The 26,286-nt window shown below is 40.0% G+C and carries 21 protein-coding genes and 1 pseudogene; 12 read left to right on the forward strand and 10 right to left on the reverse strand.

Annotated features, from left to right (window positions below):
• Window positions 1-68: 68 nt before the first annotated feature.
• Window positions 69-1,268, forward strand: a complete 1,200-nt coding sequence (locus E0H87_RS11940) for a YbfB/YjiJ family MFS transporter (RefSeq protein WP_205677755.1) — start codon at window positions 69-71, stop codon at window positions 1,266-1,268.
• 94 nt (window positions 1,269-1,362) lie between these two features.
• Here E0H87_RS11940 and E0H87_RS11945 read toward each other — a convergent pair whose 3' ends face one another.
• Together E0H87_RS11945 and icd are read right to left on the reverse strand one after the other, a co-directional pair.
• Window positions 1,363-1,923: a M23 family metallopeptidase gene (locus tag E0H87_RS11945; RefSeq protein WP_131323806.1), complete on the reverse strand. Its 561-nt coding sequence runs from the start codon at window positions 1,921-1,923 to the stop codon at window positions 1,363-1,365.
• A 562-nt stretch (window positions 1,924-2,485) separates the two neighbouring features.
• Window positions 2,486-3,742, reverse strand: coding sequence for an NADP-dependent isocitrate dehydrogenase (gene icd / locus E0H87_RS11950; protein ID WP_131323807.1), 1,257 nt, complete (start codon window positions 3,740-3,742; stop codon window positions 2,486-2,488).
• A 658-nt stretch (window positions 3,743-4,400) separates the two neighbouring features.
• On the opposite strand from icd, the gene E0H87_RS11955 reads away from it, so the two are divergent.
• Both E0H87_RS11955 and E0H87_RS11960 read left to right on the forward strand, forming a co-directional pair.
• The gene (locus tag E0H87_RS11955; protein WP_131323808.1) at window positions 4,401-5,537 is read left to right on the forward strand and encodes a catalase family protein; all 1,137 of its coding nucleotides are present in this window, start codon (window positions 4,401-4,403) and stop codon (window positions 5,535-5,537) included.
• A 387-nt stretch (window positions 5,538-5,924) separates the two neighbouring features.
• Window positions 5,925-6,713 (forward strand): pseudouridine synthase, encoded by a 789-nt coding sequence (locus E0H87_RS11960; protein WP_131323809.1) that lies wholly within the window; start codon window positions 5,925-5,927, stop codon window positions 6,711-6,713.
• Window positions 6,714-6,792: 79 nt separating this feature from the next.
• Here the strand turns inward: E0H87_RS11960 and E0H87_RS11965 are convergent, their stop codons facing one another.
• Together E0H87_RS11965 and E0H87_RS11970 are read right to left on the reverse strand one after the other, a co-directional pair.
• Window positions 6,793-7,032, reverse strand: a complete 240-nt coding sequence (locus tag E0H87_RS11965) for a hypothetical protein (RefSeq protein WP_131323810.1) — start codon at window positions 7,030-7,032, stop codon at window positions 6,793-6,795.
• 428 nt (window positions 7,033-7,460) lie between these two features.
• Complete coding sequence (locus E0H87_RS11970; RefSeq protein ID WP_131323811.1) at window positions 7,461-9,692, reverse strand: NADP-dependent isocitrate dehydrogenase; 2,232 nt, start codon at window positions 9,690-9,692, stop codon at window positions 7,461-7,463.
• Window positions 9,693-10,158: 466 nt separating this feature from the next.
• Between E0H87_RS11970 and paaI the strand changes: the two genes are divergently transcribed.
• Both paaI and uraH read left to right on the forward strand, forming a co-directional pair.
• Window positions 10,159-10,572: a hydroxyphenylacetyl-CoA thioesterase PaaI gene (paaI, locus tag E0H87_RS11975; protein WP_131323812.1), complete on the forward strand. Its 414-nt coding sequence runs from the start codon at window positions 10,159-10,161 to the stop codon at window positions 10,570-10,572.
• Window positions 10,573-10,698: 126 nt separating this feature from the next.
• The gene (gene uraH, locus E0H87_RS11980; protein ID WP_131323813.1) at window positions 10,699-11,097 is read left to right on the forward strand and encodes a hydroxyisourate hydrolase; all 399 of its coding nucleotides are present in this window, start codon (window positions 10,699-10,701) and stop codon (window positions 11,095-11,097) included.
• A gap of 84 nt (window positions 11,098-11,181) precedes the next feature.
• Here the strand turns inward: uraH and E0H87_RS11985 are convergent, their stop codons facing one another.
• Complete coding sequence (locus E0H87_RS11985) at window positions 11,182-12,885, reverse strand: M61 family metallopeptidase (RefSeq protein WP_131323814.1); 1,704 nt, start codon at window positions 12,883-12,885, stop codon at window positions 11,182-11,184.
• Between the two features lie 178 nt (window positions 12,886-13,063).
• On the opposite strand from E0H87_RS11985, the gene E0H87_RS11990 reads away from it, so the two are divergent.
• From E0H87_RS11990 to E0H87_RS16260, 5 genes are all read left to right on the forward strand, one after another.
• On the forward strand, window positions 13,064-14,374 hold the full coding sequence (locus E0H87_RS11990) for a D-alanyl-D-alanine carboxypeptidase PBP6B (RefSeq protein ID WP_131323815.1): 1,311 nt from the start codon (window positions 13,064-13,066) through the stop codon (window positions 14,372-14,374).
• 128 nt (window positions 14,375-14,502) lie between these two features.
• Window positions 14,503-15,786, forward strand: a complete 1,284-nt coding sequence (locus E0H87_RS11995; protein WP_131323816.1) for an NAD(P)/FAD-dependent oxidoreductase — start codon at window positions 14,503-14,505, stop codon at window positions 15,784-15,786.
• 134 nt (window positions 15,787-15,920) lie between these two features.
• Window positions 15,921-16,403, forward strand: a complete 483-nt coding sequence (gene slyD, locus E0H87_RS12000) for a peptidylprolyl isomerase (protein ID WP_116761623.1) — start codon at window positions 15,921-15,923, stop codon at window positions 16,401-16,403.
• 139 nt (window positions 16,404-16,542) lie between these two features.
• Complete coding sequence (locus E0H87_RS12005) at window positions 16,543-17,958, forward strand: cryptochrome/photolyase family protein (protein ID WP_131323817.1); 1,416 nt, start codon at window positions 16,543-16,545, stop codon at window positions 17,956-17,958.
• A 595-nt stretch (window positions 17,959-18,553) separates the two neighbouring features.
• The gene (locus tag E0H87_RS16260) at window positions 18,554-18,679 is read left to right on the forward strand and encodes a hypothetical protein (protein ID WP_264757391.1); all 126 of its coding nucleotides are present in this window, start codon (window positions 18,554-18,556) and stop codon (window positions 18,677-18,679) included.
• 90 nt (window positions 18,680-18,769) lie between these two features.
• Here E0H87_RS16260 and yaaA read toward each other — a convergent pair whose 3' ends face one another.
• Window positions 18,770-19,549, reverse strand: coding sequence for a peroxide stress protein YaaA (gene yaaA, locus E0H87_RS12010; protein ID WP_131323818.1), 780 nt, complete (start codon window positions 19,547-19,549; stop codon window positions 18,770-18,772).
• Between the two features lie 125 nt (window positions 19,550-19,674).
• Between yaaA and E0H87_RS12015 the strand changes: the two genes are divergently transcribed.
• On the forward strand, window positions 19,675-20,304 hold the full coding sequence (locus E0H87_RS12015; RefSeq protein ID WP_131323819.1) for an alpha/beta hydrolase: 630 nt from the start codon (window positions 19,675-19,677) through the stop codon (window positions 20,302-20,304).
• A 420-nt stretch (window positions 20,305-20,724) separates the two neighbouring features.
• On the forward strand, window positions 20,725-21,165 hold the full coding sequence (locus tag E0H87_RS12020; protein WP_131323820.1) for a DUF2147 domain-containing protein: 441 nt from the start codon (window positions 20,725-20,727) through the stop codon (window positions 21,163-21,165).
• A 285-nt stretch (window positions 21,166-21,450) separates the two neighbouring features.
• Here E0H87_RS12020 and E0H87_RS16215 read toward each other — a convergent pair.
• From E0H87_RS16215 to pheA, 4 genes and pseudogenes are all read right to left on the reverse strand, one after another.
• A pseudogene (locus tag E0H87_RS16215) lies at window positions 21,451-21,783 on the reverse strand (GNAT family N-acetyltransferase); the annotation flags it as partial.
• A 76-nt stretch (window positions 21,784-21,859) separates the two neighbouring features.
• A complete protein-coding gene (locus E0H87_RS12030; protein WP_131323821.1) occupies window positions 21,860-22,234 on the reverse strand; it encodes a hypothetical protein in 375 nt (124 codons plus the stop codon).
• Between the two features lie 116 nt (window positions 22,235-22,350).
• Complete coding sequence (locus E0H87_RS12035; protein WP_131323822.1) at window positions 22,351-24,597, reverse strand: bifunctional prephenate dehydrogenase/3-phosphoshikimate 1-carboxyvinyltransferase; 2,247 nt, start codon at window positions 24,595-24,597, stop codon at window positions 22,351-22,353.
• A gap of 171 nt (window positions 24,598-24,768) precedes the next feature.
• Window positions 24,769-25,878: a prephenate dehydratase gene (gene pheA / locus E0H87_RS12040; RefSeq protein WP_016167477.1), complete on the reverse strand. Its 1,110-nt coding sequence runs from the start codon at window positions 25,876-25,878 to the stop codon at window positions 24,769-24,771.
• Between the last annotated feature and the right edge of the window lie 408 nt (window positions 25,879-26,286).

Genomic DNA, 26,286 nt, shown 5'->3' on the forward strand with positions numbered 1-26,286 from the left:
AGCGATTGTTTTTCTTTATTTTTCACCTTATAGTTCAAGTATATTTTTTAAACAATTAGTCAAATTTTATGAACAGGACGTTCTCAAATACCCTCAAACTCAGCGCATTTCTTTGTTTAAGTATGTGCTTAGGCATTGGTATTTTGCGCTTTTCCTATACGGCCTTATTGCCTTCAACACGCGAAGCCTATGAATGGAGTCATAACTTTGCCAGTATTTTAGGCAGTGCCAACCTTTTGGGTTATTTGGTTGGCGCTTATTGGGCCATGAAAATCCCACAAAATCCTAAAATGCCCATCTATATCATTAGCGCCGCTTTTGTGGGTTCAATCAGTCTATTTGCCTGTGCTTTTTCCAGTTTTTCAGAAACTTGGTATTTAACATGGCGTTTTATTTCAGGTATCAGTGGCGGCCTACTGATGATTCTGTCTCCAAGTGTGGTCGCGCAATGTAGCGATTTACAGCATCGCTTTAAAATCAACTTTATTGGTTTTAGTGGTATCGGTTTGGGAGTTTTATGTGCCACGCTGTTTATGCCCTATCTCGACCAAATTGCAATCTCAAGTGCATGGTTAATCTTATGTGCTTTCGCCTTTGGCATGAGTGCGTTGCTCTGGCTGCTTGTTAGTCCATTTCAAGCTCAACTACAAGCCATTCCAGCAACACAATCTCAAGCAGATCAAGTCAGTTTCATTTACTACAGCTTGTTGATCGCATATGCCTGTAGTGCCTTTGCCTATATTCCACATTCTTTATTCTGGATTGACTACTTGAGCCATGTATTGGCCCTGAATTTATTCTGGATTAATTTCAATTGGATTCTATATGGCTTAGGCAGTGCTTTGGGGGCGTATAGCGCTTATGTCTTAGCCCGAAAGCTCGGTAATTTTGCCGCACTGAAAGTGTTATATAGCATCTATATCTTTGCTGTGTTAATTGCAGTACTGAGTTTTTCACCTATTTTTACGTTTGTATCTTCATTCCTTACAGGTTTGCTGAACCCTGCCGTGGTTTTCCTAACCTCCTATACCATTTTGCAACTGTACAGTTTGGCATATAAAAAATTATGGAGTATGGCAACGCTCAGTTTTGCCACCATTCAACTGCTCGGTGGGATTAGCTTTAGTACTTTGCAGCATTTTGGAGTGCCCTACCATCAGCAATTTAGCATAGCCTCTGCGGTACTCTTATTTGGCACTTTGCAACTGTTTTGGTTTACTCGCCCGCATGCAAAAACTAGCCAAAACAGTAAACCAATGACCGACTAATCATGCTGATATTCACCATGAGACTTTTTATCTTTCTGGTGCAGCAATTTGAACATTTTTTGATGTGTCTAACCAAGCTTGGCAGATTATCCCCTTATGAGCCCTTATGGCTTAAAAATGGATAAGGATTCACAGCCCCTTGCCCAGTAAAATAAATACCATAATGTAAATGTGGCGGTGTATTTTTGGCATTGCCAGTATTGCCTACATAACCCAGCACTGCCCCTTGCTCCACCCAATCTCCCTCGCCTATATGCGGTGCATAAGCCTCTAAATGTGCATAATAATGTCGACTTAAATCTGGTCCAATTACCCACACCACTTTGCCACCTAAGCTGTCTAAACCAACTTTTGCAACGATCCCTTGCGTTGTACTCAGTACCTCTGTGCCTCGTTTAGCAAAAATATCAATGCCTTCATGTTTACGATTCTGACCTCTTGCAGCACCCCATGTATCATTAATTTGCTTTGAGGTAACGCCTTTAACAGGCATAGGTAATTGTGTCGAGAGATTTTGACGAGCCAATTGAAACTGTAAAACAGGATATTTCCACCCTGTAGACTCACCTGAAACAGGAGGTTTACATGCCAGCAACACCCAACTCAGAGGTAGTAATATCGCTAAATTTTTAATACTTTGATATTGAGGTTTCATTCTTATGATTTAAGTCTTTTCAATTGACGCCATTCTAACTGTGAGTCACACAATTCCCTATGGCGATTTGGTTATCGCGCAAGATAACTACAGTTTCAAAACTGAAAGTAAAGCAACTTCATGACGAGATAAAACTACAGTTTCAACTCATGAAATATAATTTTAAGCAAAAAAAAAGCCTACAAATGAATTAAGTAGGCTTTAAAAAATTTAAAACAAGTCAGGGAACTATCAGCTTTAAATCTTGTGCTAATATTGCCAAAACTGAGAACCATTTACAATACTTTGGTTAAAGATATATTTAAAATATTTGTTAAAAAGTGCCTTTTTTTTCATAAATGACTTACAACTTTACCTATTCATTTTTATAACTTTACATCAGCGATCCAAACTATGTTTTGCTGATTAAGGCATCGTTGTCACACTTCAGATTAAAAGCATAACGCTCATTTGAACCAATATATTTTTTTGAGTAAAGCCAAGTTTCGACTTAAGCTCAAAAACCTAACATCACAAAAAAGTCGGCCTTTTACCGACCTTTCTTTTTGAGCACTTTAAAAAGTTAATCTTGCATGTTTCCAATAATCGCTTGTCCAAACTCAGAACAGCTTAACAACTTCGCATTCGGCATTAAGCGCTCAAAGTCGTAGGTAACCGTTTTGTTTGCAATTGCACCTGACACACCCTGAATAATCAAGTCAGCAGCTTCAATCCACCCCATATCTCGTAACATCATTTCTGCTGAAAGAATAATCGAACCCGGATTTACTTTGTCTAGACCTGCATATTTTGGCGCAGTACCATGTGTTGCTTCATACATGGAAATTGCACCCCCAATATTTGCACCGGGGGCAATGCCAATACCGCCAACCTCTGCTGCAAGTGCATCTGAAATATAGTCACCATTCAAGTTTAAAGTCGCAATCACAGAATAGTCGGCAGGACGCATTAAAATTTGCTGTAAGAAGGCATCGGCAATCACATCTTTTATAATAATATCTTTACCCGTTTTAGGATTTTTAATTTTAACCCAAGGACCACCATCGATCAGTTCAGCCGCAAATCGCTCCACAGCAAGCTCATAGCCCCATTCTTTAAATGCACCTTCGGTATATTTCATAATATTACCTTTGTGAACCAAGGTCACAGAAGGTTTATCATTATCAATTGCAAACTGAATTGCCTTACGTACCAAGCGCTGTGTGCCTTCTTTTGACACAGGTTTAATGCCAATACCACAATGATCTTCAAAGCGAATTTTTGTAACGCCCATTTCTTCTTTTAAAAATTTAATCACTTTCTTCGCTTCTGGCGAATCTGCCTGCCATTCAATCCCTGCATAAATATCTTCAGAGTTTTCACGGAAAATCACCATATCGGTCAGTTCAGGATGTTGCACGGGTGATGGTACGCCTTCAAACCAACGTACAGGACGCACACAAACATAGAGGTCTAATTCTTGACGTAAAGCAACATTCAAAGACCGAATACCACCACCAACAGGCGTCGTTAGTGGGCCTTTTATTGAAACCACAAATTCACGTAAAACATCGAAGGTTTCTTCAGGCATATAAGTGCCATAAATTTTATTGGCTTTCTCTCCACAATAGACTTCCATCCACTCGATAGAACGTTTACCACCATAAGCTTTCTGAACGGCTGCATTGACCACAGCGCGCATCGTCGGGGTAATATCTACACCAATGCCATCACCTTCAATAAATGGAATAATGGGTTGATTCGGAACATTTAATGACAAATCTGCATTTACAGTAATTTTGCTGCCATCCGCAGGAACAACAATCTTTTTATAACTCATTGCCTAACTTCTCTCTTTTATTATAATTTCTAGCGATTTAAACATAATTGCCGATAGATATTTACAGCATTTCTTATCGCCTAATAGCTTAATCGAATTACATCCTTTTTGAGATTTATATGGGAAATGGCTAGATTTCTCGCTTAAATAGAACGTATTGTTTTCACGCATTATCGGAGATATAGAAGTCATTTTTTATGAAAATTTTCATTCTCTGCCAATCACCCTGATTCAATAAATCGACATAAATTCATTATAATTTTTTAAATACATCTCAATCCATAGTGAAGCATTACATTCTTTTAGACTTCTACGAAGGCACTTTCGGCTTGGGTAAATATCCAGCAGTATCTTTTCCAGATACCCATATATTCGAAGATAAAGCCCAATTTGCTCAGGTTTAGACGCTGTTCAAGAAAAAATTAAATCAAAGAAATAAACTGCTCAGCATGTATTTAAAGCGATTCTGCAAAAGATGTCCTTCCCTCTCCCTAAAATGGACTACATGCTTCCAAGCCACCATCAAGATTTTTAATCGAGATCCAATAAAAAAGCCGCAGATATTGTAATTATTCTATATATTTAAGGAGTGTAAATAATTTCACATCATCAGGCTAAAAATTAAAAAAAATCCAGCTTTAAAGCAAGGAGACAATCAATGCCTAACTTCAAAAGACCTATGCGCTTAGGTTTAATTTTTCACACCATATTGCTCACAGGTATTGCTACTGCCGTACATGCGAATACGTCACCTGTAGCAATAAATACCCATAAAGCACTTGTTTATCCAAATGTAGATCATGGTCTGAGTGAAAGCCTTTATCCAAATGAAGCCGCCACGGCTAAAGAAATTGCAGACATCATTGAAATGTCCATCCGAAAACAATATGTCTCAGATATCGCACTGCGTGATGCACATCCTAAAGCACATGGTTGTGTACGTGCAGAATTCAAAATAAATGAAACATTACCTCAAAACCTGATTCATGGTGTTTTTATTCCGGGCAAAACCTATCAAGCATGGATTCGTTTTTCCAATGGATCAAGTAATGCAAAACAAGCGGATATTAAAAAAGATGCACGTGGTATGGCCATCAAACTTTTAGGGGTATCAGGGAAAAATCTTTCCGATGAATCCACTTCCACCCAAGATTTCATCATGATCAATCATCCTGTCTTTTTTGCCAATGACCCCGCTCGTTATCTAACATTCATGCAAGATATCAATAGTGACAAATTTCTTAAAAAACTGCATATCCCTTTTGCATTAGGAATGAAAGGAACTTGGATCGCCTTTAACACGAGAAATAAAATTTCAAACCCATTGCAAACTAGATACTGGTCTATGGTGCCCTATCAATTGGGATTAGGTGCTCATCGTCAAGCGGTAAAATATTCTGTCCGAGCTTGCTCGGCCATTGTCAGCCCTATTCCAGCTACGCCACAGAAAGATTTCTTAAGAGATGCACTCCGTACCAGCTTGCAAAAAGGTGATGCGTGTATGGAGTTTTTAGTACAACCTCGGACATTAAGCTCAATGTCTGTGGAAGACTCTATGACGGAATGGAAAGAAGACCAAGCCCCTTTCTACAAGGTGGCAACGATTCGTATTCCCCAACAAGTTTTTGATACCCCAGAGCAAAATAAATTTTGTGAAAATCTCTCTTTTACCCCATGGCATGCGTTAGCTGAACACAAGCCACTTGGAGCCGTAAACCGAATGCGCAAAGTCATCTATGACCAGATTAGTCGCGTCCGACATGAAATGAATTCGACCGAAAGATTGGAACCCTGATAATAACGAAATAAATCAAGGAGATATGGTTAAAGATAATGATCAATTAATATCTTATGTCTAAAGAAGAAGTCCGTATAGTTATGGAACTTCTTCAACAACAATTGCATTAAAGCATTAACAAAAAATGGATGAACAATGTGCACAACTTGACTAGACACATGAAGTTCAGAGATTCAACGAATACTTACAGGGTTCGAAGCGAAAATGGCTGTGCATCCTATGTAAAGAATAAAATTGAGGAGCGCAAGCCGAAATCTGATATAGTAGCGCCAATATAGTGGGCTTTTTCTTTACCCTTCCCGACCTACTCCCACTTATACGGGTAACCAAACGGGTAATTCCAAAAAGTCCAAACAAATTTTTAAAATTTTCTAGTAGGTTAAAGTGAAAATAGTCATTCTTAACAAGCCTTATGATGTGCTCTCGCAGTTTCGTAAAGACGAAGCACACATGACGATGTCTGATTTTATAGACGATTCGACTTTGCGTTTGGCTGGTCGTCTTGATATGGACTCTGAAGGCTTAGTTTTTTTAACTGACCACGGTGGTTTAAATCAATACATTACCAACCCTGCAAACAAAAAGTACAAAACTTATTTAGTACAGCTTGATGGCGATGTAACCGAAGAAGCCTTAGAGCAACTTCGCAAAGGTGTTGAATTAAAAGATGGCATGACTTTACCTGCCCAAGCATCTAAGGTTGAACAACCTGAGTGGTTATGGGATCGTGATCCTCCTGTACGTTTCCGTGCATCTGTGCCGACATCTTGGGTCGAAATTTCAATTTGCGAAGGCCGTAACCGTCAAGTCCGTCGTATGACTGCTGCTGTAGGCTTCCCGACTTTACGTTTAATCCGTACCAAAATTGGTGCAATTGATTTGGTTCAAATGGGCTTACAACCTGGCGAGACCAAAGAAATTGAGCCACTTTTATACCCTGACTTTCAAAATATTCCTGCTGAAGAACCTTACCGTTCACGCTCTTATGTGAAAAAACCGGGTGGTACAGGCGGTAAACCTATGGTTCGTAAGAACAAAGATGGTTCTGTGAAAAAGTCAGGTACAAAGCGTATTTGGCAAATGGACGAAAGCGAAAAGCCAAAACGTAAAACCAATGGTACTACTCGCCCAAATACGAAAGCTCCACGTGGTCGCGGACGTAGTGGTCGTTAAGATCTGATTGTTTTAAAGCCCACGAAAGTGGGCTTTTTTATAAATGAATATTAAAATAGTATTTTGTGCTCATTAAATTTTAATCATTCGACAAGCCGCTTTTCTCTAAAAATAAATTTAGTCCAAAAGAAGGATAATGTAGCTCATACAATTCCATAATCAATTTGTCTTTAACTAGACGACTATTTTTACATGCATAAGAAAAATCTAAAATATCTGCTAATTCTTTTCTTTGATTCAACTCATCTATTTGAAAATGTGTAAGCTCTATCCTTAAGTCTTCAGATGAAGATTCTTTTAAATTTGCGAGTTCAATCAATTCTTGTTGATATTTAGGATGAGCAACTCTCAGATTAAAAACTAAATAGCAGTAATGACTACCCCAAAGATCAAGCTTTTCTTATTCATTTTCTTAAATTTCACAAAATATTCCGATACACGACAATGTCATCTACTGCTGTTCGAGGCAGGCTGCATACAATATTGATTGTTTCTGCGAAGTATCGATCAAAAATGTAATTTAACGAGTTCAGTAGATGACGATGGTTTTGGCTACTTTTGCCTAAACAAAAGTAGCTCGTACCGAAGGTTAAATACATAATCTAATATCCAATAATTGGACTACAACACGTTAAATAATAAGACAAAAGTTCAATTTTTAGGATATTGAATATAAGCAAATAAAAAAGCCGATGCATTCGCATCGGCTTTTTTCACATCATCGACTAACAGCCGATTTTGCTCAACTTAAACTGCTGCAAGCGCTGCGTTTAAAGTTTCGCTTGGACGCATTACAGCACTTACTTTCGCTGTATCTACAGCATAGTAACCACCGATGTCCGCAGCTTTACCTTGAACAGCAGAAAGCTCCGCAATGATTTTGTCTTCGTTTTCAGCAAGTGTTTTCGCAAGTGGTGCAAACTTTGCTTTCAACTCAGCATCTTCATCCTGAGCAGCCAAAGCTTCAGCCCAGAACTTCGCTAAGTAGAAATGGCTACCACGGTTGTCCAACTCACCTGTACGGCGTGATGGAGACTTATCATTGTCCAGTAACTGACCCGTTGCTTGGTCTAGAGTTTTCGCAAGAAGTTTAGCCTGAGCGTTATCTTCTTTAATGCCTAACTCTTCAAGCGAGACAGCAAGTGCCAAGAACTCACCTAAAGAATCCCAACGTAAGTGGTTTTCTTCTACAAGTTGTTGTACGTGTTTAGGCGCTGAACCACCCGCACCAGTTTCGTACATACCACCGCCCGCCATTAACGGAACAATAGACAACATTTTCGCTGAAGTACCCAATTCCATAATTGGGAACAAGTCAGTTAAGTAGTCACGTAGAATGTTACCTGTTACAGAAATCGTATCTAGGCCACGCGCTACACGTTCAAGTGTATAACGCATTGCACGTACTTGAGACATGATCTGAATGTCTAAACCAGCAGTGTCATAATCTTTCAAGTACTTTTGTACTTTCTTGATCAATTCATTTTCGTGTGGACGATACGGGTCAAGCCAGAAGATCGCAGGCATGCCTGAGTTACGTGCACGGTTTACTGCAAGTTTTACCCAGTCACGAATCGGTGCGTCTTTCACCTGACACATACGCCAGATATCACCTTCTTCTACGTTCTGTGACATCAACACTTCACCAGTTTCTAAGTCAGTGATGTTTGCAACACCGGCTTCAGAAATCTCGAAAGTTTTGTCGTGTGAACCGTATTCTTCAGCTTTTTGCGCCATCAAACCAACGTTAGGTACAGTACCCATCGTACGTGGGTCAAAGTTACCATTCCATTTACAGAAATTAATCATTTCTTGGTAGATACGTGCAAAAGTTGACTCAGGCATTACTGCTTTACAGTCATAAGGTTTGCCGTCAGCGCCCCACATTTTACCGCCACCACGAATCATTGCAGGCATAGAAGCATCTACAATCACGTCGTTTGGTGAATGGAAGTTTGTGATGCCTTTCGCAGAATCAACCATTGCAAGTGCAGGACGGTGTTCTTGGCAAGCGTGTAAATCTTCAATGATTTCTTCACGTAAAGATGTCGGTAAAGTTGCAATCTTCTCGTAAAGACCAGCCATACCGTTGTTTACGTTAATACCCAACTCATCGAACAATTTACCGTGTTTTTCAAAAGCATCTTTGTAGTAAATTTTCACACAGTGACCGAAAACGATCGGGTGTGAAACTTTCATCATGGTTGCTTTCACGTGCAAAGAGAACAAAATGCCAGCTTCTTTACAATCATCTAGTTCTTTTTCATAGAAATCGCAAAGCGCTTTCTTGCTCATGAACATAGAGTCGATGATTTCGCCATCTTGAAGCGCAACTTTTGGCTTAAGTACGATGGTTTCACCAGACTTGGTGATCAATTCCATTTTCACGTTACGCGCACGATCAAGTGTCATCGATTTTTCACCATGATAGAAGTCACCTTCTTCCATGTGTGAAACGTGAGTTTGTGACCATTGCTTCCACTCGCTCATAGAATGCGGGTGTTTTTTAGCATAGTTCTTTACTGCAGCAGGTGCACGACGGTCAGAGTTACCTTCACGTAAGACAGGGTTTACAGCTGAACCTAAGCACTTACCATAACGTGCTTTAATCGCTTTCTCATCTTCAGTGGTTGGGTTTTCAGGATAGTCAGGAATCGCATAGCCTTTTGATTGAAGCTCTTTGATACATGCTATTAACTGAGCAACAGATGCACTGATATTTGGAAGTTTGATGATGTTTGTGTCAGGATCTTGTGTAAGACGACCTAGTTCTGCAAGATTGTCTGGCACTTTTTGCTCTTCTTTTAGGCATTCAGAGAATTCTGCAAGAACACGTGCGGCAACAGAGATATCCGTTTTAACGATCTCTACACCAGCAGATTTAGTAAAGGTCTCAATGATCGGCAGTAGCGAATAAGTCGCCAACAATGGCGCCTCATCAGTCAGTGTGTAAATGATGTTTGACTTTCCACCAGCCATATATAGCCCCTTGTGTTAAATTGAGTTTTGAGAACCAGACTTTTGGCCCAGTCCTACGAACCGATTGCTTGAATAAACCCTGAGAGTATCGTCCCTCAACGCTTATCAGTCAACGATATATCTTGTGATAACGACATTTCGTCAGAAAATACCCAACAGCTTATGTGGTTTTTTTAAACGTTTTTTAAAGTCAATCATTTACATAGAGAACAAAATATCTCCTGCACTCTTTATTCTGATCGTTATTCTTTCAAATCGCTAATGTTCATATGCAATCCAAGATATGGCGATGCTATAGCGAATTCATCTTAAATGATGATCTATTTCCTGCTGAGTCTTGAATATTTGTTGAACTTTCAAATTTCTCATTTTTATGAAAACAACTTGATCAAGCTCAATGATAATGCTAATTATGATTCAAATTTAATAAATATTTATTAATACTGTATCAAAAAAAGGACAAGGCATGGACATCGCAAAAGGACATACATTATTTAACAATGATCAGGTCATGCAAGACATGGGGGCCCGCTTGGTCGACTACAAAGACTGCTATGCCAAAGTAGAACTTTTGGTCGAAAAACGACATACCCAAGGTCACGGCACTTGTCATGGCGGAATTATCTTCACGTTAGCCGATGGTGCTTTTGCCATTGCTTGTAATACAGGCGATTACCCTGCCGTAGGACAGCACTGCAATATCAGCTACATTAAACCTGGACGAATAGGTGATGTCCTCACTGCAACTGCGGAGTTACGCTCTCAAGCAGGTCGTTCCGAATTTTACGACATTCAAGTAGTGAACCAAAAGCACGAAACTATTGCAGAGTTCAGAGGTGTATCGCGCATGTTGGTTCCTGCTCAAAAAGAACAGCTTTAGCGAGATGCTTCTTGAAAAACTATTGTTAGCAACTTTTGGTCATGCTGGATTATGGTTACATAATGAAATGTTGATTTCTGATTGATTGTTTAAACTCGATCTTTTTTAAGCTTTAGGATCAATCAGATGGTTAAATATTTCTTGCCACTTGTTGGACTCAGTTTCTCTACTTTCTGCTTTGCACAAAATCCCTTGAGTGTGCATGTACTCAATTTGGATAATGGCTTACCCTCTGCGAATGTGAAAGTTGTGCTAGAAACGCAACAAAACAATCAATGGGTCGAGATCAATTCAGGCACGACCAACGAACAGGGTCGAATCACTGAGCTTTATCCCAAGGTCACAGCTTTACAGAAAGGCATCTATAAAGTTACCTTCAAAACAGGTGACTGGTTCCGTCAAAAGAATCAACGTTCGTTCTTTCCTGAGGTTCCCGTAGTATTTGTGATTGATGGTTCACTTGAGCATTATCACATTCCACTCTTGATTAGCCCTTATGGTTATTCAACCTACCGTGGAAACTGATGCTTCGAAGCAGGTTTACTGCATCAAGATAAAAAAACGATGCCATAAGGCATCGTTTTTTTAACTCTATTTAAATCCGACAGCTTAAGCTTTTAACCAAGCATCTGCTTTTGCCTGATCTTCCACTTTGAATTCCACTGTGGTTAGACCAGTTTCACTACCTTGGACTTCAAATTGCATCAATTCATCACGACGGAAAGCAAAGATAGTGAACGTCTCTTTACGTTTCGCATATTGCGCCAAGAGCTTTTCACTGGCTTTTAGACCATCAATCGCAAGAATGACATCATTGGCAGAAAGTCCTGCTTTTGCAGCGACACCATCACGGCGAGTTTGCTGAATCAGCACACCTTCTGGCTTGTCTACAACCTTCATACCAAATGGCAATGATTTATCATTTTTTAAACTATAGCTTAAGCCAAATTCTGGGAATAATTGATCGAGCGGTAATTCATCAACTGTATTGATTAAATGGTTAATCTGCTCAATCCAATTATCACCTGTCAGCTCATTACACAGTTCAACAATCGTACGTTCGTGTACCTGTACACCCTTTTGCGCATTTTCATACAATTTGCGCATTAAGGCATCTAAGCTTGAACCCCGTAAACGCAGACCTAAGTCCAAGCACAATGCCACTAAACAACCTTTGTTGTAATAGCTGGTGCCTGCGTTGTTCGAGTTTTCATCTTGGCGATAGAACTTGATCCACGCATCAAAACTAGACTCTGCTACGCTTTGCACATGACGACCTGGGTTCTGCAAGTAACGATCAATCTGAGTTTTTAATAACTTTAAGTAAGATTCTTGTGATACCACGCCACTGCGTAGCAAAATCAAATCATCATAATATGAAGTAAAGCCTTCAAACACCCAAAGCAAGGTGGTGTAGCTTTCTTTATTTAAATCGTAATTGACCAAATTTTCAGGGCGAATAAACTTCACTAACCAAGTGTGGAAATATTCATGGCTGCACAAGCCTAAAAAGCGCTGATAATCTTCAGACGGTTCTACAGGTTCGTCAACTTTTGGTAAATCATTACGCGGCGTAATCAAACTGGTGCTATTTGGATGTTCTAACCCACCATAGCTATTGCCCGTGGCCATAGTCATAAAGGTATAGTTGGCAAACGGTGCCGAACCGAACATTTTAATTTCAGTGGCACAGATTTTTTCAATGTCCTGCTGCATACGCTCAGCATTCATGGCATGTTGCCCTGAAACCACAAATTCATGTGCGATGCCTTCAGCATTAAAGCTAAAACGAGTTTGCTCTGCCAACTCAAATGGTGCATCAATCAGTTCTGCATAATTTTTGGCTTTTAGCGTGTAGCGGCCTTTGACCAAACTTTTAGATGCCAAGCCTGTAGCTAACTGGAAATGTTTTAACTCATCTGGCAGGAACAGTTCAACTTCAATTTCTTTGTCTTCCTGACCATCCAAACCTAAACAGGCACATGCAGGATTGACATATAAACGGTTTTGATCGACGTAGGCACCACGCACCGACAGGTCATAGGCATACACATCATATTCAACCGTAATAAATTCATGATCCGTATTGAACAGGCGCCATTTATTCTTTTCAAATTTCTGAATTTTCAGAATGCGTCCTGACTCATCATAAGCACGTACCGATTCAATATGCTTAGAAAATTCACGAATCAGATAGCTGCCAGGAATCCATGTTGGGAGAGAAAGGACTTGAGTTGGGTTTGCCAAAAAACGCAGTGTGACATGTACAAGATGCTGACGATAATCGTCAAATTCGATTTGATAATGCAACATAATAGGCAGTTCAAAATAAAATAAATAATCTTGCCAGCTAGCTTAGCACTTTTTTCAAAGTCGATGCAGAACTGTGTTATTTGTCTGCAACTCGGACTAGCCATCTGCTCAAAAAAGGCATAGCATTCCCCTTGTTTTGTCAGTTTCTTGCTGATGGATTAGCTTGATAGGAATACCTTTGAAACGTTTCACTTACCTCGTCGCTTTATTTGCTTTGCTCTGCACTTCTTTCGCAAATGCAACACTCCTTAACTTAGTTCCCGAAAGTGTCCAAGCCGAATCATGGACGATTTTAGACACACAATCTGGACAGGTCATTGCCGAACATAATAGTCATGCACAACGCGCGCCTGCCTCATTAACCAAAATGATGGTTGGTTATATTGCGTTAAAAGAAATTCAAGCAGGTCATTTACGTAAAGACGAGGTACTCACTGCAACGCCCGTAGTGAAAACAGTCATGTGGGATGAATCCCAAATGTACTTAAAAGAAGGCGAGAAAATTTCGGTAGATCAACTTTTGGCAGGCTTAGTGGTCATGTCTGCAAATGATGCTGCCGTAACCCTTGCTGAGCGCATTTCAGGCAGTATTCCAAAGTTTGTAGAGCGCATGAATCAGGAAGCAAAAGCACTCGGTATGAAAGACACGCACTTTCAAAACCCAGCAGGCATTACCATGCCTGAGCATTATTCCTCTGCAAATGACTTAGCACAATTGGGACAAGCAATTAGTAAGCAAACGCCAGACTATTTTTATTATTCCAAGCAACAAAGCTTTAGCTATAATCAACGCTATCACCATGCGACCAATTTAGTCCTGAAAATGGATCCTACCGTTGATGGTTTAAAAACTGGCTACACCAAAGCTGCAGGCTATAACCTTGCCTTAACGGCGAACCGCCCAAGCATGAATCCTGACGCACCCAATCGTCGTCTAGTGGTTGTGGTTATGGGCACCAAAAGTGCTGCAAAACGTGCTGAAGTGGCTTATGACCTGATGAATTTGGCCTATACCTACACCCGTAATGAAATTGCTATTAAAGACAAGCAACTCATTGCAGAATTGCCTGTGGTGAAATCCACCCTAAAAATGTTTAAAGTCCAAACACAAGCACCTGAACTCATTACAACATCCTTGTACGACCAACCTTATGCAATTGACTTAAGCACTTACGACAAGATTAATCAGCGTATTATGCTCAATACAGGTGATGGCAGCTTACACCCCGTTGATCCTTTGGCAGAAACAAAAACACATTTAAATATTGAAATGAATGAGCATGCTTTAACTGCTCCGTTGGCGAAAGTCATGCAATTGGCAACTGTACATGTTTATCAGAACAATCAACTCATCCGTACGATTGCAATTGAAGACGATGTTCAAATTGAAGAAGCCAATGTATTTGAACGCTTTCTGCTCTGGATCAAACACATTCTTCCCTTTTTTGGTTCAGATGATTTTAAAGTGAAAATTTATCCGCTTCATTAAAGTTGAATGCTTTAGTCTGGTTTATGTAAGTTGTTGTAACTTGTAAAAAAATTCCAACACATCAGATAAAAGAAGATGGCATGTTAAGCCATCTTCTTTTTTTTTAATAATAAAATAGGCCCGTCAAAATGAACGAACTACATAAAATAGTCATTGTGGGTGGTGGCGCTGGAGGATTAGAACTTGCCACATTATTGGGAGAACATTTCGGCAAACATACAAAAGCTAAAATTACTTTGGTTGACCAAAACCTAACGCATATCTGGAAACCGCTTTTACATGAAATTGCAGTTGGTGCATTGAATGCCCACACCGAAGAACTGAATTATTATGCTCATGCAGCACAACATGATTATGAGTTTGTTCTAGGCCGGTTTACTGATTTAGATCGAAGCAAAAAAAGCATTTTATTAGAACAGCCATTTTCTGTGGTGAATGAAGATCAACGTCACTATTCCCTTAGCTATGACACCCTTATTTTTGCTATTGGTTCAACCTCAAATGATTTCAATACTGAAGGCGTAGGTGAACATTGCCATTTTCTAGACAATCGTGTGCAAGCAGAACAATTTCAGCAACAACTTTTGCACCTATATGTGGCCGCGCAAACCCAATCTTCGCCTACGGATTTGAATATTGCCGTTATTGGCGCGGGTGCAACTGGCGTAGAATTGGCGGCAGAACTGGTACAAAGTACACAAAGCTTTCATCAATATGGGCTCAATAAAATCGATCCTAAACGTGTAAAGATCTCACTCATTGAAGCCGCTGACCGAATTTTACCAGCACTGTCTGAGAAAATATCGCAACATACTTTAGGTGAACTCCATCATGCCAACATTCAAGTTTTGACCCATAAACGAGTCAGTAAAATTGATGAAAAACAGATTTATTTCACACATGGTGCCAGTATTCCCACAGACCTAAGCGTTTGGTGTGCAGGGATTCAAGCGCCGAAAGTATTTCAACAACTGACGGAATTTGAAAAAGATCATTTGAATCGCTTAAAAGTCTACGCGACCCTACAAACAAAAACTGACCCAAATATTTTTGCCTTTGGTGATTGCGCACATTGCCAACCCATTGCCGATGAACCTGTACTTGGACCTCGTGCACAAGTCGCCAGTCAACAAGCGCATTTCTTGGTCAGTGCAATGTCTGCACGCATTAAAAATAAGGCACAGCCGATGTTCAAATTTGCCGATAAAGGCTCATTGGTGTCATTAAGTCATCATAAAGCTGTAGGAGAATTGCTCGGGCAAGTGAATGTGCAAGGTTGGGTGGCAAAATCACTCTATATCTCTTTGTATCGTATGCATCAAGCAACCATACATGGATATACCCGCACCGCTTATTTTATGGCAAAAGATGCAATGAACAAAAAACTGGCACCTAATATTAAATCGCATTGAAATTTTTTTAATTGCCCTTATTAACTAAAAAATGTCGTAAAAAAGTACAAATTGCAGAATTTTGATGAAATACAGTCAACAAATTCTGCTTTTCACTTTATGATATACCCTTAAAAATTGAATGGATCAATAACATGACTGCTATTGCAAATAACCACGTGGTTTCTTTCCACTACACATTGACTAACGCAGAGGGTGAAACTCTCGACCAATCTCAAGGTGAACCACTTGCATATTTGCACGGTGCGGGCAACATTATCCCAGGTTTAGAAAAAGCACTTGAAGGCAAAACAGTAGGCGAAAAATTCACTGTTAACGTTCCTGCTGCTGAAGGCTATGGCGAATACAACCCAGACCTAGTACAAGAAGTTCCAGCGCAAATGTTCCAAGGCGTTGACAACATTCAAGCGGGTATGCAATTCCAAGCTCAAACTGATGACGGCGTTCAAATCGTTACTGTTAAAGCAGTTGAAGGCGACAACGTAATTGTTGATGCAAACTTCCCACTTGCTGGTCAAGACTTAACTTTCGCAGTTGAAATCGTAGAAATCCGTGAAGCTTCTCAAGAAGAATTAGATCACGGTCACGTACACGGTGCGGGTGGTCATCACCACTAAGATCGACCGATCGGAAAAGGGCAAATTTAACTTTGCCCTTTTTTTATGCCTAGTGTTTTATTTTTATACATCTAGTTCTACTGAATTTTAGCAAATCGTTTTAGAATCAAGATAAGTTGTTTATTCAAGCACTAAGCTCATGCAATTGATTTGGTTCCGACAAGATTTACGTATACAAGACCATGCTGCACTTTGGTATGCCACGCAAACCGACTCCTGTATTGCGGTGGTCATCTTGTCTCCCGAACAATGGGCAATTCACCATGATGCTTCTGTAAAAATAGATTTTTATCTACGCCAATTACACGCGCTCAAACAACAACTCCATCAACTGAATATTCCACTGCTTATTCACCAAGTGGCCTTATGGAAAGATATTCCGCAAACCTTACTGGATTTAAGTACAGCATATGCAGCGCAAACGATTCACGCCAATATCGAGTTGGGTGTGAATGAATTAAAGCGTGATCGCGCAGCTCAAAATCTACTCCAACAACATAAGAAATCATTAGAGCTGTATCAAGATCGTACCCTTTTCCCAATTGGTTCCATTCGAAATAAATCACAGCACCCCTATCAAGTCTTTGGTGCATTTAAAAAATATTGTTATGAACAATTCAGTCTAAGTCTGCCGCAATGTTACCCGACACCTACGGCACAGGCTCCTATCAATCTCGTGGTGGACAGCAATATTCCTACACTTGCGGAATTAGGCTGCCAAACCCTTAAGTCTGATTTTGACACTCAATGGCCTGTTGGTGAGGAGTATGCCTTACAACACTTAGACGATTTTATCGAAAACCAAGTTAGTCACTATCATAATGAAAGAGACTTTCCAAATTTACGAGGCACCAGTCAGCTCTCTCCTTATCTGAATATTGGTTTGCTTTCCATTCGCCAATGCATTCAAGCTTTATTTCGTAAGCAACACGGACATTTTCTCCCTGAAAATTTAGGACAGCAAACATGGTTAGATGAACTGCTTTGGCGTGAGTTTTATCAGCATATTCTGTATGACTTTCCACAAGTCTCTAAGCACCAACCTTTCAAAGTAAGTACACAATATATTCAATGGCGCGATGCACCTGAAGATTTAGCTGCATGGCAGCAAGGGCGTACTGGTATCCCGATTGTCGATGCAGGAATGCGACAGCTGCTTGCTACGGGCTGGATGCACAATCGTGTCCGTATGATCACAGCAATGTTCCTGTGTAAAAACTTACTGATTGACTGGCGTCTGGGTGAGCAATGGTTTATGCAACATTTAATTGATGGTGATTTAGCCGCAAATAATGGTGGTTGGCAATGGTGTGCATCTACAGGTACAGATGCTGTGCCGTATTTTCGTATCTTTAACCCGATTAGCCAATCACAAAAGTTTGATGCCAATGGCGACTATATTCGTAAATGGGTTCCTGAATTGGCCCATCTTGATGCCAAGAGCATTCATGAACCATTTGCGAAAAATCCAAACTTGAAACTAGACTACCCTCATCCTATTGTAGATTTAAAATCTAGTCGTCAGCGGGCAATTGAAGCCTTTAAAGGTATCTAATCCATTTAGCTGATCAAGTACGCTAAAGTTTCTTTATCAGCATTTTCAAAGTGTTGCTCATCATATGTAAAACAATATGAAAGCGCTCTATTAATAAACGATTAATACATGAATTTTCATGTTATACTTCATTCATTAATCTACCCAGCTATATTCTTTTCGAATCTAATCTTTCGACGATTAGATTCGTGCTGAGTTAATTCCTAGATTAAACAACTTGATGTCTCCCCAGACTAAAACTTAGTCCAAATCAAGTTTGCTTTACTTACATTGAGCAAATCTTTCTCTAAAGTATGATCTTGCTCAAAGATTCTGATTGGTGATATTCCACCACTCCCAAAAGTCAGATCTTCATATGAGGTATGCTGTTTTGTAGACTTGCATTCTGCTCGCATACAACAACATGACGTGTGGTCAAACGCTTGGTAAGTGATGAGTTTCACCAGATCTTCTCTGACGGAATCGTGAGTTTTATATGCACTTAACAGTGCATTTACAGCTTCATCAATCGGTACAACTGTATATAAAGCATCTAGCGAACAAGGCAATCTAGGGGGTAGATGAAATCTCTTTTGTTTCCTTAAATGAGGTGCTTATGCGTACATTTCTAGTGGTCTTACTTACATCATATTACTTGGTTGGCTGCCAAGGGGCAGTAACACCTCCTCCTCCGTCTACACAACCGCTTATTCAAGATACGCCAAGTGGTTGGGTCGGTTAAATTAAAAAGCCCCTAGATAAAGGGGCTTATTTTTCAACAGTAATTTATAAAAAAACCAGCAATAATCACGCAAACGTGATCCTCAGCTTTTTAAGCTGCCTGTTCATCACGCTTAAAGACCAACTCACCTTGAATTGAGCTCACTGCATCAAAATAATAACCATCAGTATTAAATGATTTTAAATCTTCTACACGATTCAATTGATTCTGAATGATATAACGCGCCATTAAGCCACGTGCTTTTTTCGCATAAAAACTAATGACTTTGTATTTGCCATTTTTCTGATCTAGGAATACAGGTTTAATAATTTCCGCTTGAACTTTGCTTTGTTTTACGGACTTATAGTATTCATCCGAAGCCAAATTCACCAATAAGTCAGAATTCGCCTGTGCTAAATCAGCATTGACCAATTGCGTAATCTGATCCCCCCAAAACTCATATAAATTATGACCACGTGTATTGGCTAATTTAGTGCCCATTTCTAAGCGGTATGGCATCATCAAGTCCAAGGGACGCAATAAACCATAAAGCCCCGACAACATGCGTAAATGGTTTTGTGCAAATTCAACGTCTTGCAAAGTTAAATCGTAAGCATCTAAACCGGTATAGACATCCCCTTTAAAGGCAAAAATAGCCTGACGGGCATTGGAAAAATTAAATTCAGGTTGCCAGTCACTGAACCGAGCTACATTCAATTGTGCAATTTTTTCACTCACACTCATTAAACTGGCGATTTCTGAAGCAGATAGTTTACGACTTACGTCTATAAGTTGTTGTGAATGCTCTAACAGTCTTGGTAAAGTGTGTTGATCAGTTGGAAGTGCAGATTGATAATCTAAAGTCTTAGCAGGAGAAATTAAGGCGAGCATATACAATTTGATTAAAAAATAATTAAACAAACTATAACAGTAGACTTATTTTTTTTCCAATCTGTGTTTTTACTGATCATAATCGGTAAAATAGCGGATTCTCCTGCTATTAATCCATTTATCTTATGTCCGAGCAAATTTTCATTCCCGGTCCAGTGGGTCAAATTGAAGTTTTCGTTGATTACCCACAAGGCGAAGTGAAAGGATTCGCGGTAATTTGCCACCCTCATCCATTGCAAGGCGGTACGCCACAACATAAAGTTCCAGCACTTTTGGCTCAAATTTTAGTTGAAAATGGCTGTGTGGTTTATCGTCCAAGCTTCCGTGGTTCAGGTCAAAGTGAAGGTGTTCATAATGAAGGACACGGCGAAACTGACGATGTATTAAAAGTCATTCATCACGCACGTTTACAACATGTGGGCTTACCATTTTATGCAGGCGGCTTTAGCTTTGGCGCACATGTCATGGCAAAATGCTACGATGCTTTACCAAGTGAACTCAGATCAATTCAAACCATTTTGTGTGGTCTGCCAACTGCAACTGTTGCAGGTGTTCGTCACTACCAAACACCTGATCTTAAAGGTGATATTCTATTTATTCATGGTGAAGCAGACGAAGTCACTTTACTCTCAGATATGATTGCTTGGGCAAAGCCACAACGTCATTTGGTCACCGTTTTACCTGGTGCCAATCACTTCTTTACTGGGTATTTAAAACAGTTGCGTATTGCGATTTCACGCTTCCTACTGGTTTAATCTACAAATATCGAGAAAGAGATCATTGTCTTATTTCATATGATTTCTTTCTTGAATCCCCCTCTTTTACCTAAGTCATTTTAATTTCACCACCCATCTTCTTCCAAATACTTATACTAATATTGGATTCATAAAGTATCCAATACAGCTCAAAATTAAGCAAAATTGTTTTTGCCCGAACCACAACTATCAACTTTTCCTGACTCTATATTTCATCTAAATCTTATTATTCCCCCAAAAAAGTAATTTTTAATCTCACACCAATAAATCATTGGCGACAACTGATATAAAAATACTTATTTCAGCTATTTTTTTGGCATTTTATGTACATCATCATTTTTCTAATGAACTATATAATCAACGTCTTAGCTTGGGTCGGCTATTCATTCGTCATTATTTTACATTGTATTCAAGGATTTTATGAAAACGATACTCGGGGCAATTTTGTTCGCTTTAGTCACTACATCTACTTATGCTCAGGACATTACAGGAACTTGGCGTTATATTGATGATAAAACTGGCGAACCTAAAGGTTTGGTGAAAATTGAAAAGCAATCAAATAACACTTATGTAGGTACTGTTCTCAAACTGACACCTCGTCCAGGTTATACGCCAAAAGAATTTTGTACTCATTGCCCACCCCCTTTTACAAATAAGCCTATTGTGGGTATGCAAGTCATCTCGGGTTTAAAAACTACAGATGAAATTAATTACAGCAGCGGTAAAATCCTTGATCCTGTTTCTGGAAAGATGTATAGCTTAAAAGGTAAGATCAGCGCGAATAGTAAAAAACTGTTTTTACGTGGCTATTTCGGGGTTTCTGCTGTAGGACGTAGCCAGACTTGGTTACGTGTAGAGTAAGAGTCTAATCTCAACTTTATTGCGTTGTTTTGACTTGAGCTCAGAAGTCTACCCAATAAAAATATCAATCTGCTGAATGAGCAATCTTACATTCAGCAGATTTTTTAAAAATTGAAAATAAGCTCTGCTTTCTCATCGAGCAAAACTCTAAATCGAAGGCTGGCGAATTTCATAAATCACGGCCATATATTTTCTTTGAGCCAAGTGCTTGATGATCTTCCCCCCGAGAGTTTCCGCAATTTTACGACTTGCCCAATTTTCTTCAGCGACTGGATAATAGAGCTGTCATAATCCTAAGTCTTCAAACGCGAATCTAATCAGAGTTTCAACAGCTTCTCGTCCAAATTTATGCCCATGCTGCGACTCTTTCACCCAAATTCCAACAGTCGGTGCTTCACTCTTTAAACGATGTAACCCACATAAACCTCTAAATTCACTAGTGATTTGATCTCTTATAACAAAAACCAATTCATCCTGAGTTTGCATCTTATGCAACCATGAAAGCCACACTTCACGAAACTTTTCCTCAGACTCAGGCACATCCCATGCCATATGTCGCGCCAGATTTGGAGTAATTGCTGCATAGGCTTCAGATGCATCTTTTTCTTGAAAGCCGTCGAGTTCAAGCCGCTTACTACTGAGTTAAAGTAGGTTCAAACTGTCTCTTGTTATACACAAACCTTACTCTTGGCTTTCACAACCACTCAAATCCGCTGAAACTCTCATCAGTTTTCAATGCATTTTCAACAGCTTGTGCCAATTGATTTAATAAACTGCGCTCATTGATACGATCCAGCCAATCCTGATCTTCCGTTGGGTATGAGGTAATCTCACAAACCAAATGCCCTTCTTGATCTGAACTTTGACAGGTAATCGACAAAGGCAAGGCATGATTATCGACACTTACAGCAACATGATCACCACTTTGTGGCAAGGTATGGAAGCCATATTGATTGAGTTTGCCGACCAATAAATCCGCCACATATTCTTGGGTAATATGACATTGGTTCTTTGCGTCCATGACATGTTGATGCTGTTCGCAATTGGCAGTGAATTGTAATTTTCGCATAGCTCGACCTAAAGGCATTCTTGTTTTATGGGTTTAGCATAAGCAATAAAAACAAAACAGCCAAGCATTTGCTTGGCTGTTGAATCATAAATAATTGACTTGTTGAGTCACAAGACTTATTCAGTCACCTGAATGGCTAAGCCTGCTTGATTGGCAAGTTCTGTAAATGTCGGAAAACTGGTTGCAACAGTTTCTGTACCCAGAATTTTAATTTCACCTGAACTACGTAAACCAGCCATACTAAAGCTCATCGCAATACGGTGGTCATGATGTGATTCAATTTCACCACCCGCAAAGATTGCCGACCAATCTCCAGATTGACCTTTACCTTCGATGATGATGCCATCATCAGTCGGTGTGCAATCAATGCCCATGGTTTTCAAACCATCTGCCATGACTTGAATACGGTCAGATTCTTTCACACGCAATTCTGCTGCACCTGTCAGCACAGTTTGACCTTCGGCACATGCCGCGGCAACAAACAATGCTGGAAACTCATCAATCGCTAGCGGTACTTGGTCTTCAGGCATATGAATACCTTTTAAAGTACGACTACCGCGAATACGAATATCTGCAATAGGTTCGCCACCTGCAATACGCTCATTTTCAACAGTGAGATCAGCACCCATTTGTTTCAAAATTTCAATCACGCCTGTACGTGTTGGGTTAATGCCCACAGCTTCAAGCGTTACATCTGAACCTTCGGTAATGGCAGCACCCACCATAAAGAATGCCGCAGAAGAAATATCAGATGGCACCTGAATGTCAGTACCAACTAACTTACCACCACCTTGCAGTGAAATACGATTACCTTCAGTTTTTACTTCATAACCAAAAGCACGTAACATGCGCTCGGTATGATCACGTGTTGGCTCTGGTTCAGTCACAGACGTTTCACCCGCTGCCCACAAACCTGCCAATAGAATACCTGATTTCACCTGAGCAGAAGCCATTGGCAAATCGTAATGAATACCTTTTAGCGGTTGGCTACCTGTAATCGAAACTGGCGGTGTACCACGTTCACCTGTGGTTTGAATTTGTGCACCCATTTCACGTAAGGGTTTCGCAATTCGTTCCATCGGACGTTTTGACAACGAAGCATCACCCGTCATAACTGAATCAAATTTTTGTGCAGAAAGCATTCCTGATAAAAGACGCATAGAGGTGCCTGAGTTGCCCATATACAACGCGCTTGCAGGTGCTTTTAGACCTTGCATACCAACGCCATGAATAGTCACTTCACCATTTTTAGGACCTTCAATACTCACCCCCATGTCACGGAAGGCTTGTAGTGTTGCCAAAGCATCTTCACCTTCAAGAAAGCCTGTTACATGGGTTGTGCCTTCTGCAATCGCACCAAACATGATAGAGCGGTGAGACACAGACTTGTCTCCAGGCACGGTAAACTTACCTTGGAACGTTTTAGGGCCTGGTAAAATGGTAAATTGTTGTGTCACCTTATTTTTCTCCATCAGGGGTTTCTTGGCTAACATATGATTGAAATGTTGTCGTGCAGCTTGAGCATTGCCAAGCAAACCCATTAAGGCTGGCGAATCTTCATCTTCAATCAGTTTTCTGAGTACAGCAAGTTGTTGTTCAAAGCCATCCACAGCATTCAAAATAGCTTTTTTATTGGCAAAAAAGATGTCATGCCACATTTGCGGATCACTGGCCGCAATACGCGAAAAATCACGGAATCCACCCGCAGCATAACGGAAGATATCCAGATTATCTGCTCGATTGGCCAATTGTTCGACCAAGTTAAATGCCATCAAATGCGGTAAATGACTGGTATGCGCCAACACTTCATCGTGTTTTTCCACATCCATGCAAATGACTTCAGCTTTTGCCGCTTGCCAAAGGGTAATTAGTTTTTCAACCGCCCAGGGTGCACTGCTTGGCAGTGGTGTCAGAATAACTTTATGATGTGCAAATAAATCGACTTTACCTGCATGAACACCTGTATGTTCCGCACCCGCAATTGGATGACCTGGCACAAAACCAGCAGGAAGCGTTTCGCCATAAACAGCTTTGGCTGCATCGACAACATTTCCTTTAGTGCTGCCCACATCGGTAATGATGCAGTTTTCAGATAAATAAGGCTTAATCGTCGCTAAAGCTTTTTCAGTCGCTCGTACAGGCAAAGCAAGTACCACTAAATCGGCACCTTGAACAGCATCGACTGGATTACTAAAGCCCTCTGCAATTAAGCCTAAAGCTTTTGCATCTTCCAAGGTCTTGCTTGAACGTGTTGATGCGACAATTTGTTTCGCCAATTTTTCAGCAACTATTACACGAGCCAGACTTGAACCAATCAGGCCAAGTCCAATAAATGCAACTTTTTCAAATAATGGCTGTGTCATCTTTTATGCTTTCGCCTCTAAACCCCACACTTTGGCAAGTGCATTTCAACGATATGATCATGTCTAAGTTTTTTTAACTTAAAGATTTTTGCAAGCAGTCTCGACATTATTGAGCTAATCAAAATTAAGCTTCAATCATGCGAGACAGCAAACCATCTTTTATAGCGAATGTTATAGCACAGCGATTGGATAAGAGCCCAATACACGTACTTCTTTCACTAAAGGACGAATTTCTTCAATTGCCGCCTTCACATTTTCTTGTTCGATATGCCCTTCAAGGTCAATGAAGAACACATAAGCCCATTTTTCTGGTAAAGCAGGACGCGTTTCAATACTGGTCAAACTAATTTGGTGTTTTGCAAAAGGTGCTAAGATTTCAAGTAATGCACCCGCGCGGTCATGTGCCGAAATCAACAAAGAGGTTTTGTCATTGCCACTTTGTGGTACTTTTTCACGACCAATTACCAAGAAACGCGTGGTATTTTCTGGATTATCTTCAATATTGCTGTGCAGAATTTCTAGCTCATAAATACTTGCAGCCACATCAGATGCAATCGCAGCCGAATGCCATTCATTACGAATACGGCGCGCCGCTTCTGCATTTGAATTGAGTGCAACACGTTCTACACCTGGGTAATGTGCATCCAACCATTTACGGCACTGTGCCAAGGTTTGTTGATGCGCATAAATCTGCTTAATACTGTCTTTACGCGTATTTTCAGAAATTAAGAATTGATGATGAATACGTAATTCCACTTCACCAATCACATTTAATGTCGATGATTTAAAACAGTCTAAAGTATGGTTCACGACCCCTTCAGATGAGTTTTCGACTGGTACTAGACCATAGTGTGCACTGCCCGCTTCAACTTCACGGAATACTTCATCAATTGTTGGCAATGGGCGAACCACCGCATCCTGCCCAAAATGCTTCAGTACAGCAGAATGTGTAAATGTTCCCACAGGACCCAAGAAAGCAATGCTTTGCGGTGCTTCTAGTGCTAAACATGCTGACATAATTTCACGGAATAAACGTGCCATTGTTACATCGGACAAAGGCCCTTCATTACGCTCCATCACATTACGCAGAACTTGTGCTTCACGTTCAGGACGGTAAAACATTGGATTCTCTTCAGAAGCAAACTTTGCTTTTGCTACTGCTTCGGCCAAGCGCGCGCGACGATTAATCAGTTGTTGAATCTGTTGATCGACAGAATCAATATCTTCGCGAATCTTGGTCAAGTCCAGAGAAGTCGTAGTGTTTTGATCGTCGTTGATCATTGTTATTTCGCCCTTCGAAAACGTGAATGCCGACAGTATATCAAGAGTTCAATTAAATGGTAGGCAATAAACTTTGGATTTACCCTGTTTTCAAGCCACTAGCCCGTAATATTTGCCAAAATCTAACTAAAGTTTTGAGTTGTAGAATAGATAGAGCATCTGGCTTAGCAATCTAGAGAATAAGATGATTTAAAGACATGGACTCATACGATAGAAACTCTCCATGAAATGTCATCATCAATACCACACAACCCTGAAAATTGATGAATCACGTTATCTTTATTATTTTTATTTAAAACATAGCACTAGAAAATTTCACTAAGAATATGACATGATCAAGCCCTATTACTTTAGATCACAATTTAACCACAATTTAATATGACGTATTTCACAATTTGTCTGTTATTT

This window comes from Acinetobacter sp. ANC 4178, assembly GCF_004331175.1.
In the GTDB taxonomy this organism is placed as follows: domain Bacteria; phylum Pseudomonadota; class Gammaproteobacteria; order Pseudomonadales; family Moraxellaceae; genus Acinetobacter.

Bases quoted from the DNA above. Each gene is read 5' to 3' on its own strand.
- E0H87_RS11940 (WP_205677755.1), top strand. From the start codon at position 69: ATGAACAGGACGTTCTCAAATACCCTCAAACTCAGCGCATTTCTTTGT.
- E0H87_RS11945 (WP_131323806.1), bottom strand. From the start codon at position 1,923: ATGAAACCTCAATATCAAAGTATTAAAAATTTAGCGATATTACTACCT.
- icd (WP_131323807.1), bottom strand. From the start codon at position 3,742: ATGAGTTATAAAAAGATTGTTGTTCCTGCGGATGGCAGCAAAATTACT.
- E0H87_RS11955 (WP_131323808.1), top strand. From the start codon at position 4,401: ATGCCTAACTTCAAAAGACCTATGCGCTTAGGTTTAATTTTTCACACC.
- E0H87_RS11970 (WP_131323811.1), bottom strand. From the start codon at position 9,692: ATGGCTGGTGGAAAGTCAAACATCATTTACACACTGACTGATGAGGCG.
- paaI (WP_131323812.1), top strand. From the start codon at position 10,159: ATGGACATCGCAAAAGGACATACATTATTTAACAATGATCAGGTCATG.
- uraH (WP_131323813.1), top strand. From the start codon at position 10,699: ATGGTTAAATATTTCTTGCCACTTGTTGGACTCAGTTTCTCTACTTTC.
- E0H87_RS11985 (WP_131323814.1), bottom strand. From the start codon at position 12,885: ATGTTGCATTATCAAATCGAATTTGACGATTATCGTCAGCATCTTGTA.
- E0H87_RS11995 (WP_131323816.1), top strand. From the start codon at position 14,503: ATGAACGAACTACATAAAATAGTCATTGTGGGTGGTGGCGCTGGAGGA.
- slyD (WP_116761623.1), top strand. From the start codon at position 15,921: ATGACTGCTATTGCAAATAACCACGTGGTTTCTTTCCACTACACATTG.
- E0H87_RS12005 (WP_131323817.1), top strand. From the start codon at position 16,543: ATGCAATTGATTTGGTTCCGACAAGATTTACGTATACAAGACCATGCT.
- E0H87_RS16260 (WP_264757391.1), top strand. From the start codon at position 18,554: ATGCGTACATTTCTAGTGGTCTTACTTACATCATATTACTTGGTTGGC.
- yaaA (WP_131323818.1), bottom strand. From the start codon at position 19,549: ATGCTCGCCTTAATTTCTCCTGCTAAGACTTTAGATTATCAATCTGCA.
- E0H87_RS12015 (WP_131323819.1), top strand. From the start codon at position 19,675: ATGTCCGAGCAAATTTTCATTCCCGGTCCAGTGGGTCAAATTGAAGTT.
- E0H87_RS12020 (WP_131323820.1), top strand. From the start codon at position 20,725: ATGAAAACGATACTCGGGGCAATTTTGTTCGCTTTAGTCACTACATCT.
- E0H87_RS12030 (WP_131323821.1), bottom strand. From the start codon at position 22,234: ATGCGAAAATTACAATTCACTGCCAATTGCGAACAGCATCAACATGTC.
- E0H87_RS12035 (WP_131323822.1), bottom strand. From the start codon at position 24,597: ATGACACAGCCATTATTTGAAAAAGTTGCATTTATTGGACTTGGCCTG.
- pheA (WP_016167477.1), bottom strand. From the start codon at position 25,878: ATGATCAACGACGATCAAAACACTACGACTTCTCTGGACTTGACCAAG.